At 71.3% G+C, this 13,172-nt stretch carries 11 protein-coding genes; 6 read left to right on the plus strand and 5 right to left on the minus strand.

The window, feature by feature from the left end:
* Positions 1-8: 8 nt before the first annotated feature.
* Positions 9-701 (plus strand): hypothetical protein, encoded by a 693-nt coding sequence (locus tag NRP21_RS11405; RefSeq protein WP_257716323.1) that lies wholly within the window; start codon positions 9-11, stop codon positions 699-701.
* 251 nt (positions 702-952) lie between these two features.
* The gene (locus NRP21_RS11410) at positions 953-1,918 is read left to right on the plus strand and encodes a Bug family tripartite tricarboxylate transporter substrate binding protein (RefSeq protein WP_257716324.1); all 966 of its coding nucleotides are present in this window, start codon (positions 953-955) and stop codon (positions 1,916-1,918) included.
* Here the strand turns inward: NRP21_RS11410 and NRP21_RS11415 are convergent.
* The 5 genes from NRP21_RS11415 to NRP21_RS11435 form a co-directional block, all read right to left on the minus strand.
* Positions 1,893-2,861: a GntR family transcriptional regulator gene (locus NRP21_RS11415; protein ID WP_257716325.1), complete on the minus strand. Its 969-nt coding sequence runs from the start codon at positions 2,859-2,861 to the stop codon at positions 1,893-1,895. The genes NRP21_RS11410 and NRP21_RS11415 overlap by 26 nt on opposite strands.
* 34 nt (positions 2,862-2,895) lie before the next feature.
* A complete protein-coding gene (locus NRP21_RS11420; RefSeq protein WP_257716326.1) occupies positions 2,896-3,969 on the minus strand; it encodes a lactonase family protein in 1,074 nt (357 codons plus the stop codon).
* A gap of 31 nt (positions 3,970-4,000) precedes the next feature.
* Entirely contained in the window at positions 4,001-4,993 is a 993-nt protein-coding gene (locus NRP21_RS11425; protein WP_257716327.1) for a Bug family tripartite tricarboxylate transporter substrate binding protein, read from the minus strand.
* Between the two features lie 67 nt (positions 4,994-5,060).
* A complete protein-coding gene (gene acnA / locus NRP21_RS11430; protein ID WP_257716328.1) occupies positions 5,061-7,718 on the minus strand; it encodes an aconitate hydratase AcnA in 2,658 nt (885 codons plus the stop codon).
* 200 nt (positions 7,719-7,918) lie between these two features.
* Positions 7,919-8,851: a GntR family transcriptional regulator gene (locus NRP21_RS11435; RefSeq protein ID WP_257716329.1), complete on the minus strand. Its 933-nt coding sequence runs from the start codon at positions 8,849-8,851 to the stop codon at positions 7,919-7,921.
* Positions 8,852-9,088: 237 nt separating this feature from the next.
* Between NRP21_RS11435 and NRP21_RS11440 the strand changes: the two genes are divergently transcribed.
* The 4 genes from NRP21_RS11440 to NRP21_RS11455 are packed head-to-tail and all read left to right on the plus strand — an operon-like array spanning position 9,089 to position 12,968.
* On the plus strand, positions 9,089-10,144 hold the full coding sequence (locus tag NRP21_RS11440) for a Bug family tripartite tricarboxylate transporter substrate binding protein (protein WP_257716330.1): 1,056 nt from the start codon (positions 9,089-9,091) through the stop codon (positions 10,142-10,144).
* Between the two features lie 11 nt (positions 10,145-10,155).
* Entirely contained in the window at positions 10,156-10,911 is a 756-nt protein-coding gene (locus NRP21_RS11445) for an MBL fold metallo-hydrolase (RefSeq protein ID WP_257716331.1), read from the plus strand.
* Positions 10,908-11,945, plus strand: a complete 1,038-nt coding sequence (locus NRP21_RS11450) for an Ldh family oxidoreductase (RefSeq protein WP_257716332.1) — start codon at positions 10,908-10,910, stop codon at positions 11,943-11,945. The genes NRP21_RS11445 and NRP21_RS11450 overlap by 4 nt, the downstream gene beginning before the upstream one ends.
* 33 nt (positions 11,946-11,978) lie before the next feature.
* Positions 11,979-12,968, plus strand: a complete 990-nt coding sequence (locus NRP21_RS11455) for a Bug family tripartite tricarboxylate transporter substrate binding protein (RefSeq protein WP_257716333.1) — start codon at positions 11,979-11,981, stop codon at positions 12,966-12,968.
* Positions 12,969-13,172 lie beyond the last annotated feature (204 nt).

Raw genomic sequence — 13,172 nt, forward strand, 5'->3', positions numbered from 1 at the left:
GACGCATCATGACCGGCGCGATGCTCGCGATCTGGAGCGACGTGACGAGGGAGCAGGAGACGGACTACCTGCACTGGCTGACGCGCGAGCACACGGCGGAGCGCGTGGGCATCCCCGGCTTCGAGGCTGTGCGCGTGTTCCGCGCCGACCTCTCGGAGACGTGCCGCTACCTGATCCTCTACGATCTCGCGGCGCCCTCGGTGCTGACCAGCGCGGCCTATATGGCCCGGCTGAACGAGCCGACGCCCTGGTCCCGGCGCATCATGCCAACGCTGGGGAACTTCGCGCGCGGCGGCGGGCCGGTGCGGGCCGCGCGCGGGACCGGCAGCGGCGCGCATCTCCTGCCGCTCCGGCTCGATCGGCCGGCCGGCGGCGCGGAATCCCTGCTGGACACCCTGGCGGCGGAGGATCGGGTCTGCGCCGCCCGGCTGCTGGAGGTCGACCAGCAGGGCTCGGGCGTTCCGACGAGCGAGAAGGCGCTGCGCGGCGGGGATGGGAGCTTCGCCGGCCTGCTTCTGATCGAGGCCACGGGAGTCGACGGGCTTCGCGATGCGCTCTCCCGCCACCGGCATGCCATCGCCGCGCTCGGCACGGATGTAGAAGCCCCGGCGCTCTACACGGCCGTCTTCTCGCTACGGAAGGCAGAACTGGAAACAGGGCAGGCCGATGCCCCGATCCAAGCCCGCTTTCACACGGCTTAGAACTGGTCGGCCAGGTAGTTCCACGCGCTCCGATCCGCGCCGATGCAGCTGGGCACCTTCGCGGTGCCCGGCCGCACTTCCGTGCCTTTACCTCAAGAGCTCGGACCCGGCCGTGGCTTCGCATGGCCACCGTGACCGCGTGTCTATGGCATCAACGGGCGGTATCGGCGCTCAGGCACGGCGCTGAACGACACTGGACTTTCGGGTTTTTATCGTAATACAAATCCCAAAACGTCCAGGAAGAACCTCGAATGATCTCCCGGCGCACTCTCCTTGCCGCATCCATGATTCCGACCAGCGGAGCCACCCTGGCCGGCGCTCGCTTCTCCAGCCCACCGGACCTTCGCCTCTTCGTTCCCGCCGCCCCCGGTGGCGGCTGGGACGGCACGGCGCGGGCCGCTGAGAAGGTTCTGCGCGAAACGCGGGCCGCCTCCTCCCTCCAGTTCGAGAATGTTCCCGGCGCGGGCGGCACGGTCGGCCTGCCACGCTTTGTTGGCATGCGCGGGCGCCGCAACCTGCTGATGGTCAGCGGCCTCACCATGATCAGTTCGGCCATCACCAACAAAAGTCCGATCGCCGTCTCGCAGCTCACGCCGGTTGCGCGGCTGATCGGCGAGGTGCACGTCCTCGTCGTGCCGGCGGAAAGTCCCATCCGCACCTTGTCCGATTTCGTCGCGGCCTTCCGGGCGGACCCGAAAGGCATGTCGGTGGCCGGCGGCTCCGCCGGGGGAACGGACCACATGCTGCTCGGGATCATGGGCAGCGCCCTCGGGATCCCCGCAACCCAGCTCTCCTACGTCGCCTTCTCCGGCGGGGGTCCGGCGGTCACTGCCATCATCGGCGGGCAGGTCAAGGCCGGTATCAGCAACTGGAGCGAGTTCGAGCCGCACGTCGCGAGCGGCCGAATGCGCGCCATCGCCCTCTCCGGCACGGAGCGCCTGCCGGATGTGGATGTGCCGACCATGCGCGAGGGCGGGCTGGATGCCGTGCTCTACAATTGGCGCGGCGTCTGGGCTCCGCCGGGCATTCCGGAGGAGCATCGGGAGCAGCTCGCCTCCCTCATGGAGGACTTGGTGCGCTCCGAGGAATGGAAGCGCGAGTGCAAGAACCGCGGCTGGCAGGAGCTCTACATGCCGCCGGCAGAGTTCGCAGCGTTCCTGAAGGCCGAGACAGGCTCTATCGAGGGAGTCCTCAGGCAGCTCGGCCTGGCGGGGTAAGGCCACTCGCTTCCTGCGCGGCCGAAGTCAGCCCTTCCAGCTTCAGCCGCGCATCGGCGAGCAGCCGCGCCTTCGAGGCGCGGCCCGCATCGAGGTGCCGCAGGAGCAACGCGGCGGCTTCCTCCCGATCCCCCGCCTCCAGCCGGTCGAGGATCGCCAGGTGCTCGGTGGATTGCGCGGCGAGCCGGCCGTGGTCCAGGGCGATCACGTAGCCGACCACGCGCCGCAGGCGGGTGATGCGAAGCGCCGCGTCGGCGAAGAAGCGGTTGTTGGACGCCTGCACGAGGGCGAGGTGGAAGCCTGAGTTCAGCTCAAACACCTCCCGCGGGCTCGCGACCTCGGCGCGCTCCAGCAGGTCGCGCTGTTCCCGCCGCAGCCGCGCGAGGGTGAGCGGGGGCAGATCGAAGGCAGGGTCCAGCAGGGCAGCCGGCTCGATCGCGCGGCGGAAGCGGTAGGATTCATCGTAGCTCTCCGGGCCGTCGATGAGCGAGAGGAAGCGCCACGTCCCGGAGGGCGCGCGCTCCACCCAGCCCTCTCCCATGGCCTGGAGAAGGGCGCGATGGACCGGGCCGCGGGGGATCTCGTAGCGGCGCACCAGGTCCGCTTCTCCCACCACGTCCGGCAGGATCCCGGCCAGCCGGTCCGCCGCGAGGCGCCAGTAGGCGCGTTCTACGGCATCCGCCTCGGCGTCGGTACTCCCGATCTCCTCCCCCACCGCTGGCAGGTGGCGCAGGACCAGCCGCCCGTTCTCCTGCCGTGTCACCACTTCCGCTTCCAGCAGAAGCTGGAGTGCGCCACGAACGGGAGAGCGCGAAGTACCAAGGCGCCCGGCCAAGTCGTTCTCGCTCAGCCTCTCGCCCGGCTGGGCGGCCGAGGCGCGCAGCTGCTCCACGATGGCGCGGGCGAGTTCGCGGTGCAGGATGGCGGCGGGCGGGCGTGGCATAGCCGTCGCAGCTTAGCCCAGGCCGCCGCGTCAGTCAGGCGGGCAGGAAGATGATGCAAACCGGGCTGCCTGTCCGCGCCGCCTCCCCGGCGGGGGCGAGCCGGCCGGTTTCCGGCGAGACCGAGAAGGCGGCGATGGCGTCGTCATCCTCGCTCGCCACGAAGAGAAAGCGCCCGGAAGGGTCGAGCGTGATGAAGCGCGGCGTGCGGCCGACCGAAACCCATTCGACGGGCGCGAGCCGCCCTGTCGCCTTCTCCACCGCGAAGACGCCGACGGAGTCATGGCCGCGATTGGAGGCATAGACGAAGCGGCCATCCGCCGAGACGGTGATCTCCGCGGCCCGGCTGTTGCCGGTGAAGCTGTCCGGGAGCGAGGGAAGCAGCTGGAACGGCTCCAGCGCTCCCGTGTCCGGGTCGTAGTGATAGGTGGTGATGGTGGAATCGAGCTCGTTCAGCACATGGGCGAGCCGCCCGCCGGGGTGCATCGCCACGTGTCGCGGCCCCGCATTCTCCCGCGCGACGACGGAGCCTTGCCCGCTCGGCGCCAGCTTCCCCGCCGCAGGATCGAGCCGAAAAGCGAAAACCCGGTCCAGGCCCTTGTCGGGGACGATGACGAAGCGGCCCTGGCGGTCGAACTCGGTCTGGTGCGGCTTGGCGAAGGGCTGCTCCACTTTGTGCGGCCCAGTCGCTCCCTCCAGCGCCACGAGGTCCGTCCGCTCGCTGAGATGCCCCGTTTCCCGGTCGATCCGGAGCACGGCGAGGGTGGAGGTGACGTGGTTGGGAACCACGATGAAGCGGTTGGTGGGGTCCACGGCGAGGTGGACGGGATTGCGCCCGCCGGTCGAAGCCGCGTTGAGGAAGGTGAGCCGCCCGCTCCCCGGCTCTACCCGGAAGGCACTGATCTCCTCCCGGTCGCCGTGCACGGCGTAGAGGAAGCGCCCCGTGCGGTCGAGCGCGAGGAAGGACGGGTTCACCAGCCCTTCCACGAGCTGCACATGCGTCCAGCGCCCGGACGACGCCTCCATCCGATAAACCTGGATGCCGTCACCGCGCGCGTTGCGCTCGCGCGTGGTGCGGCACCCGACATAGACGTGGTAGGCGTCGGTCACTGGGCGGCCCTGCTCCGGTGTTGGGGGCGGATCACAGCTCGGCCGTGATGCCGGCCTCCTCGATGATGTGCGTGAAGCGGCGTGTCTCCTCCGCCACGAAGGGGCGGAACTCGGCGGCTGGCATGGCGCGCGGGATGGCGCCCTGCTCCTCCAGCTTCGCGCGCAGGCCCGGGTCGCGCAGCGCGGCGGCGACGGCGCTGCCCAGGCGCGCCACCACCGGCTCCGGCGTGCGGGCCGGGGCGAAGAGGCCGAACCAGTTCAGCAGCTCGTAGCCCTCCAGGCCCGGCCCTTCGGAGAGCGACGGACAGTCCGGCAGCTGCGGCATTCGCTCCTTCGAGGTGACGCCGATCGCGCGCAGCTTGCCGTCGCGGATCAGTGGCAGCGCAGGGCCAAGGGAGGAGAAGTTCAGCGTCACCCGGCCGGAGGCCACGTCGGTCAGCGCGGGCGCCGCGCCGCGATAGGGGACATGCAGCAGGTCGATCCCGGCCATCCGGTTCAGCAGCTCCCCCGCCAGGTGCTGCGGGTTGCCGATGCCGGAGGACGCGTAGCTGAGCTTGCCCGGATTGGCCTTGGCATAGGCGACAAGGGTGGCCGGGTCCCGCACCGGCACGTTTGGTGCCGCCACCAGCACGTTGGGCACGGTGGCGACAAGCGAGACCGGCACCAGGTCCCGTGCCGGATCATAGGGCATCTTGCCCTTGAGCAGGGCGGGGTTGGCGGCGATCTCGCCGGCGGCCGCCATCAGCAGGGTGTAGCCGTCCGCCGGCGCGCGCGCGACCGTCTGGGCACCGATCATGGCGCTGGCGCCCGGGCGGTTCTCCACGATCGGGACCTGCCCCAGCGCGCTTCGCATGGCCTCGCCGACCAGCCGCGCGACGATGTCGACGCCGCCACCCGGCGCGTAGCCGACGACGAGCTTGATCGGGCGATCGGGATAGCCGCCCTGCGCCCGGGCGCTCCGTACCGCCAGGGGCACGAGGGAGGCGGCCAGCGATGCGCCGAGCAGCGCGCGCTTCTGGATCATCGGGAACATTCCTCCTGCGGCCGTGCTTTCCGCCGGCCTTCTTGTCTGAACCGGGCCGGGCGGCGCCTCAGGCGGGCGCGGCCGCCCTCTCCCCCGTCGCCACGAGGGCGCGGCGCAGGATCGTCGGGATCATGCCCCCCGCCTGGATGAGGCGGACCTCGCGCGCCGTATCGAGGAGCGCCGTGGCGACGCCTTGCAGGGCGGTTCCATCGGCCCGCCGCAGCGTGACCGGCACCTCGGCACGGGGCGTCAGCGCCGCGGGATTCCAGGTGATCTCAAGCACCTCGCTCGGCCGCAGGCCCAGTGCGTCGAAGCGCCATCCCTCCGGCATGCGCAGCGGCAGCACGCCCATGCCGACGAGGTTGGAGCGGTGGATGCGCTCGAAGCTGTTTGCCAGCACTGCCCGCGCTCCGAGGAGCTGCGCGCCCTTGGCCGCCCAGTCGCGCGAGGAACCGGTGCCGTAGCGCTCGCCGGCGACGATCACTACCGGCAGCCCGGCCTCAGCGTAGCGCGCCGCGGCGCGCCACGCGGGCAGCACCTCGCCCGTGGGGGCGAACACCGTCTGCCCGGCCGGGAAGCCCGGTGCGAGGTGGTTGACGGCGGCCTTGTTCGTGAACAGCCCGCGCAGCATCACCTCCCAGTTGCCGCGGCGGGAGGCGTAAACGTTCAGGTCGCGCGGATCCTCCCCACGCTCCACCAGCCAGATGGTGGCGTCGCTGCGGGCCGGGATGGCGCCGGCGGGGGAGATGTGGTCGGTGGTCATGTCGTCGCCCAGCACCAGCAACGGGTGCGCGGCCAGCACGCCCACTTCCTGCCTATCCGGCCCGAAGGACACGAAGGGCGGCGGGCGCAGGTAGGTGGAGGCAGGATCCCAGGGGAAGAGCGGCGTGGCCGGAGCTTCCAGCGCGGCCCAGGCGGGGGAGAGGTCGGCAGCCTCTCCCGCCGCCGCGATGTCGGCCGGGTCGCTCGCCGCTGCCACAGCGGCCTCGATCTCCGCCGCGTGCGGCCACAGATCCGTCAGGTGGACGGGGCGGCCGTCCGGGGCGGCACCCAATGGGTCGCGCGTGATGTCGAGCCCCGCGCGCCCCGCTACGGCGTAGGCGACCACCATGGGCGGGGAGGCGAGCAGGGCAGATTCGATCTGCGCGTGTACCCGCCCCGGGAAGTTGCGGTTGCCCGAGAGCACGGCGATGGGCCGGAGGCCGGCCCCTTCCACTGCTTGCGCCACCGCCGGCAGCAGCGGGCCCGAGTTGCCGATGCAGGTCGCGCAGCCATAGCCGGCGATCCCGAAGCCGAGCGCCTCCAGGTCCTCCAGCAGGCCCACGCGCTGCAGCCGCCGCTCCGCGCTGGGCGAGCCGGGCGTCAGCGACGTCTTCACCCAGGGCGGCACGGAAAGGCCGAGCGCACGGGCCTTGCGCGCCACCAGCCCCGCCGCGACGAGCAGGCCGAGATCGGTCGTGTTGGTGCAGGACGTGATGGCCGCGATCGCCACCGCGTCGGAGGGAATCCCCCCCTCCCCAGCCGCGGCGATGCGGGTTCCTGCCGCCTGCAACGCGGCCGGCACCTCCGCGGGCGCCAGCCGGTCCTGCGGCCGGCGCGGCCCGGCGAGGGATGGCCGGAGGGAGGAGAGATCCAGCTCCAGCACGTCCGTGTAGCGCGGGGCGTTGTCCGGGTCGTGCCAGAGGCCCTGCGCCCGTGCGTAGGCCTCCACCAGCGCGACCTGCGCCGCTTCGCGCCCTGTCACCCGCAGGTAGTCCAGCGTGTGGGCGTCGATCGGGAACATGCCGGTGGTGGCGCCGTATTCAGGCGCCATGTTGGACACCACGGCGCGCTGCCCGGCGGTGAGGGTCCCAACACCCGGGCCGAAGAACTCCACGAACTCGCCCGCGATGCCGTAGCCCCTCAGCATCTGCGTGACAGCGAGCGCCATGTCCGTCGCGAAACTCCCTTCCGGCAAGGCCCCGGACAGGCGCACGCCGATCACCTCCGGCACGCGCAGCGAGACGGGCACGTCGAACATCACGCCCTCGGCCTCGATCCCGCCGACGCCCCAGCCCAGCACGCCGATGCCGTTCACCATCGGCGTATGACTGTCCGTGCCCACCAGCGTGTCCGGCACGGCCCAGGGTTCGCCGTCGTGAATTTCCGTCGCAACCACGGTCGCGAGGCGCTCCAGGTTGATCGTGTGCATGATGCCGGTGCCCGGCGGGAAGACGCGGAAGCCGCTGACCGCCCCGGCGGCCCACTTCATGAAGCGGTAGCGCTCCGCATTCCGGGCCATCTCGTTCGCCATGTTCGTCCGCAGCGCGCCGGGAATGGCGGAGACGTCGACCGGCAATGAGTGGTCGGTGGAGGTGGCGACCGGCACGGCGGGGTTCAGCCGGCCGGGATCGCCCCCGGCGCGAGCCAGCACGTCCCGCATGGCGGCGATGTCCACCAGTGCTGGGCCGCAGGTTGTGTCGTGCATGAGAATGCGGGCGGGGGCGAAGGGAATTTCCGCTTCCGAGCGGCCCGTCTCCAGCCAAGCCATCAGGGCGGCCCGCCCGGCGTCCCGCACATCGGCCTCGGGCTGGCGCAGCACATTCTCGAGCAGAACGCGCAGGCACCAGGGAAGCCGGGCCAACATCCCGGCACCGCCTGCGGCGGCGGGCAGATCAACGATTCGACGCTGGCCGAAGGGCCCCACCAGCTTGCGGGTGGGAGGGACGGAACCGGTCCAAGACATGACTTCCCGAGCGCTCCCGATCTGCCCTGGCCGTATTTGTATTATATAAGCTTATAAGACCGCAAGGGAGATCTGTGACCCGGCAAACTGATCTTCCAGTTCTTGGAGAGGTGATACGGCATGCGGTCGGCCCAGGCGCGCGATCGAGGCCTGAGGGTCGCGAAACGCGAGAAGGACCTTCCCCGGCCGGGGGCGTGGCCTCAGCCCTCCGGATGCGACTTCGCTTCCAGAAGGGGGCGGACGGCGGACAGCTTCTCCATCACGCCCTGCAGATGCGCCCGCAGCAGCGCCGCCGCCTCGGCCTGGGCACCTCTTTCGAGAGTGGCGAGAAGCTCGAGATGCTCCGCCGCCTGCTGCCGGTACCGGCTGCGATCGGCCAGCGAGCGATAGACGAGAAGGCGCCGGATCCGGTTCACCCGCTTCAGAGTGTCCAGAAAGAACGGATTGCCCGAGGCGCCGACGATGGCTTCATGGAAGCGCACGCCACGCTCGTAGAGCGTGTCGGCGCTGGCCGTCTCGATTTCCCCGTCGAGCATCCGCAGCTCCACTTCGCGGCACTGGCGCAGCAGGTTCCCGTCCAGGCGGTAGCCCGGCTCCAGCAGGCTCGCCGGCTCGATGGCCAGGCGGAGCCTGTAGCTCTGCTCCAGGGCCGCGGGGGTGGTAAGCACCGCGGAGAAGCGCCAGCCATAGCCCGGGCGCCGTTCCGCCCAGCCCTCCCCCGCCATCCGGTTGAGGAGCTGTGCCAACTGGCCCCGCCCCAGCCCGTAGCGGTCCCGCATGGCTTGTTCTGAGATGTGCTCGGGCAGGGCCCCGCTCAGGCGGTCCTCGGCGATGCGGAAATAGGCCGATGCGAGGTCGCCGCCGCCGCGTTCCGCGCGAAAGCTGGCGGCATGGCACGGCCCGTCGGTGGCGACGCTGAAGCCCCGGCCGGGGTCCGCGGTCAGTAGGCCGCGCTCCGCCAGGATTCGCATCGCCTGCCCGATCGGGAAGCGGGAGATCCCCAGCCTGTCGGCGAGCCGCTGTGCGAGCAGGCGGTCCCCGGGCTTCAGGGTCCCCTCCGCGACCAGCGCGGCGATGGCCGCCGTCGCCTCCGTCACCACGCGCCCGGGCAGGCGCTTCGTCGCGTCGCTCATCGGCTGAACCGGAACCGCTCCTTCGTGCCGGCTTCCTCTCCGGCCGGCGGCGTGAGTGCCTTCTCTCCCCATCCGGCAACCCTCCGCAAGACCGTGGGCGCAGGGCGGCCGGGCACGGTGCCGTCCTGGCCTGAGGAGTGCCGCCCGTGGCTGAGCGCCCCGGCAGGCATTCGATACTTGCATTTCTTGCGGCGTAAATGCACAAATTCGGCAAGAGCAAAACGAGGAGGACGTGCCTTGACCAGCTGTGCCGTGCCCGGGGCCGAGAACACGCCGCCCTGCCCGCCGACCCGACGCCGCGTGGCCGCCTCAATCCTTGCGGGCGCTCTCTCCGTCGCCCTCTCCTCCCCGCACGCTGCGCGGGCCCAGTCCGGCTACCCGGACCGGCCGGTTCGGCTGATCGTTCCCTTCGCGCCAGGCGGCGGGGTGGACATCGTGGCGCGCCTTCTCGCGGAGCCGATGCGCGCCGCCCTGAGCCCCAGCGGCGCCGTGCCCCTGGTGGTCGAGAACCGCGGCGGTGCGGGCGGCCAGCTTGGCGCCCAGGCGGCCGCGAAGGCGCCGGCGGACGGCTACACCCTCCTCCTCGCCTCGGCGGGGGAGATCGCGGCAGCGCCCGCCCTCTACGGCGGGAGCCTTCCCTATGATCCGGCGAAGGACCTCGTGCCGATCACCCTCGTCGTCCGGGTGCCGAATCTGCTGGTCGTCTCCAGCACCCTCCCGATCCGCAACGCGGCGGAGCTGATCGAGCGCGCGAAGCGCCAGCCGGGCGCGCTGAGCTATGCCAGCTCGGGCGTGGGCAATCTCCAGCACCTCAACGGCGAGCTGTTCAACCGGCTGGCCGGGGTGGACACGGTCCATGTCCCCTATCGCGGCACCGGCTCCACCCTGGCGGACGTCGCGGCGGGCCGGGTCAGCATGACCTATGCCGGCGCCCCTGCCCTGCTGCCCCTGATCCGGGACGGGAAGCTGCGGCCCATCGGCGTGACCTCGCGCAACCGGGTGCCGGGCCTTCCCGACATCCCCGCCCTGTCTGAAACCCCGGCGCTCGCCTCCTACGAGCTGGTCAACTGGTATGGCCTTTTCGCGCCTGCAGGCACGCCGGCGCCTGTGCTGGAGCGGCTGCAGGCGGCGGCCACCCGGGCGCTCGGCGATCCCGAGCTGATCCGCAAGCTGGCGGAGCAAGGCGCCGAGGCCGCGCCGATGTCGGCCGACGCGTTCCGCGGCTTCGTCGCGGCCGAGAGCGCAAAGCTGGCTCAGCTGATCCGGGAGGCGGATATCCGCCCCGAGAACTGAGGAGCACTGAGATGTACAGGCTGGATGTGCTCGTGCAGGGCTATCCCGGGAAGAGCGTGTGCCACGGCGGACTGGGCTGGAGCACCATTGCCCTGCTGCGCGGTGAGGGCCGCACCATCCTGATCGACGTGGGCGCCTTCGGCATTCGCAAAGAGCTGGAGAAGCAGCTGGCCGCGCGCGGCGTCTCGGCCGATGCCGTGACAGACGTCGTGCTGACGCACGCGCATTACGACCACAGCGTGAACTACACGCTCTTCCCCTCGGCGACGGTGTGGATCGGCCGCACGGAACTGGAGTGGGCGCGCGATGTTCCGCCCGGCTTCAACCCGCTGCCGGAACTCTATGTGCAGGACATGGCCCGTTCCCCGCGGGTGCGGCTGATCGAGGACGGCGCGACGTTCCTGCCCGGGCTGACCGCCGTCGCGGCGCCGGGCCATACCCCGGGCTGCCTGCTCTTCCGGCTGGACGCGGCCGAGCCGCCGGTCCTCTTCACCGGCGACGCGGCGAAGAACCGGGCGGAGCTGCTGTCGCTCCGCACCGACATGACCATGGACGCCGATGCCAGCCGCGCCTCGCTTGAAACCGTCTGGCGGCTCTGGCGGGAGGCGCCGGGCATGATCGTGGTGCCCGGGCACGACCTGTCCATGCGCCTGGATGCCGATGGCCGCCCCGAATACCTCGGCGAGCGCCGGGCGGCGATCGCCGCCTGGTTCGACGAGGACCTCTCCGTGACCACCCCCATCGACCTGACCGAGGGCCAGCCATGACCGACACCGTGATCGCGGAGGACGCGCTCCTTGCCCTCGCCACCCGTGCCCTCGTCGCCGGCGGCATGACTGAGGAGGATGCCGTGCCCACGGCCCGCATCCTCGTGCTCGCCGACCTCTTCGGCCTGCGCACCCACGGCGTGAGCCGCGTGGCGCAGTATCTCGGCCGCGTCGAGGTGGGCGGTGTCGATGCGCGCGCCCCGGTGCGCGCGACGCGCGTGGCACCCGGCCTTTCCCTGGTGGACGGCGCCAACGGCATCGGCCCGCTGGTCGGGATGCGCGCGCTGGAAGCGGCCATGGAGTCGGCGCGCGAGGTCGGCATCGGCGCGGCCTTCGCGCGCGCCTCCAACCACTTCGGGCCGATCATGCCCTACGCGCTGATCGCGGCCGAGGAGGGCTTCGCCTCCATCATCGGCACCAATGCCACCACTACCATCGCTCCCTGGGGCGGGCGCGACACGCGGCTGGGGAACAACCCGCTCGGGATCGGCGTGCCCACGCCGGGCGGCGACCCCATCCTGCTCGACCTCGCCATGAGCGTGGCCGCCCGCGCCAAGATCCGCCGCGCCCTGAAGGACGGCGCCACACTGCCCGAGGGCTGGGCGACCGACGCCGAAGGCAAGCCGACCACCGACCCGGCCGCCGCGCTCGCGGGCTTCCTGCTGCCCTTCGGCGGGCACAAGGGCTATGGCCTGTCACTCATGGTGGACCTGCTGTCCGGCCTTCTCTCCGGCGCGTCCTACCTCACCCGCGTCAAGGCCTGGGACAAGGAGCCGGAGGCGCACCAGGACCTCGGGCATTTCTTCATCCTCATCGACACGAAGCGGCTGGCGCAGCCGGAGGTGCTGGCCGGGCGGATGGAGGACTTCAAGAGCATCATCCGCTCCACCCCGGCCGCGGATGCCGCGCGTCCGGTCCGCCTGCCCGGCGACATGGAGTTCGAAGGCTTTCACCGCCAGCGCCGCGAGGGCGTTTCCATCGCCACCGAGGATTTCGCCGCGCTCGAGAAGCTGGCGGGTTCCGCGGCGGCCTGACCACAAGCAGAAAAACAACACGGGAGAGAGACGATGACACCCATGAGGAGGCGCAGCATCGGCCAGGCCGCCCTGGCCCTGGCCTTCGGCGGGGCCGCTGGCCGCGAGGCACGGGCGCAGGAGGGCTGGCCCTCCCGCTCCGTCACTATGATCGTGCCCTGGGCCGCGGGCGGCTCAAACGACGTGGTGGCCCGGCTGCTCTCGCCCGGGCTGCAGAAGGCCTTCGGGAAGTCCTTCGTGGTGGAGAACCGCGCGGGTGGCGGCGGCGCCGTCGGCATGGGCCAGGTCGCGCGCGCCCGGCCGGATGGGTACACGCTTCTCGTCTCCTCCGCCTCGAACCACGTCTTCAACCACTTCGTGGTTCCCGACCAGGGCTACGATCCGCGCGAGGCCCTGTCCGCCATCTGCATGATGGTCGACGTGCCGAACGCCCTGGCCGTGCATCCCTCACTCGGCGTGAGCGACGTGCAGGGGCTGCTGACGAAGATCCGGGCCACTCCCGGCGGGCTCAGCTACGCCTCGACCGGCGTCGGCAGCAGCAACCACCTTGCCGGGGAACTGCTCCGGCTGCGTACCGGGGTGGAGCTGAACCATATCCCCTACCGGGGTGGCGGGCCGGCCCTGAGCGACCTCATCGCCGGCACCGTCCCCGTCGCCTTCCTCAATCTTCCCACCGTGATGCCGGCTGTCGAGGCTGGGCAGGTCCGCCTGCTCGGCATTGGCGGCAAGTCGCGCCTCCCGAGCCGGCCGGACACGCCGACCATCGGCGAGCAGGGCGTGGAGGGATATGAGATCCAGTCCTGGACCGGCCTCTTCACCCCACGCGGGACGCCGAGACCGGTGATCGAGCGCGTCGCCGCACAGGTGAAGCTGCTGCTCGCGGAGCCGACGACGCACGAACGGCTGGTGGAGAGCGGCTCCGAGAACATCTGGGCCGGACCGGCTGACACGGACGCCTTCGTCCGCGCGGAGTTCGAGCGCTGGGGGCCGATCGTGAAACAGGCCGGCGTGACGAACGGCTGACCGCGCAGGGCCGTGCGGGCGCTGCGCCAAGCTCCCGTGCAGGGCGGCGGCGCTGTCTTCGGCAAGAAGACTGGCCGAACATCAGTGGCTGTCGTGCCGGCAGGAGGGCTGGCCGAGTCCACGAGTGGCGCGAAGGCTAGGCGGCCAAGCTTCTGCCGGTGGTTGGGGGCGATCCAGCCCTCGATCGCCGCGCCTCGCAGCACC

The organism is Roseomonas populi, from assembly GCF_024594815.1.
GTDB classification, from domain to species: Bacteria; Pseudomonadota; Alphaproteobacteria; order Acetobacterales; family Acetobacteraceae; genus Roseomonas; species Roseomonas populi.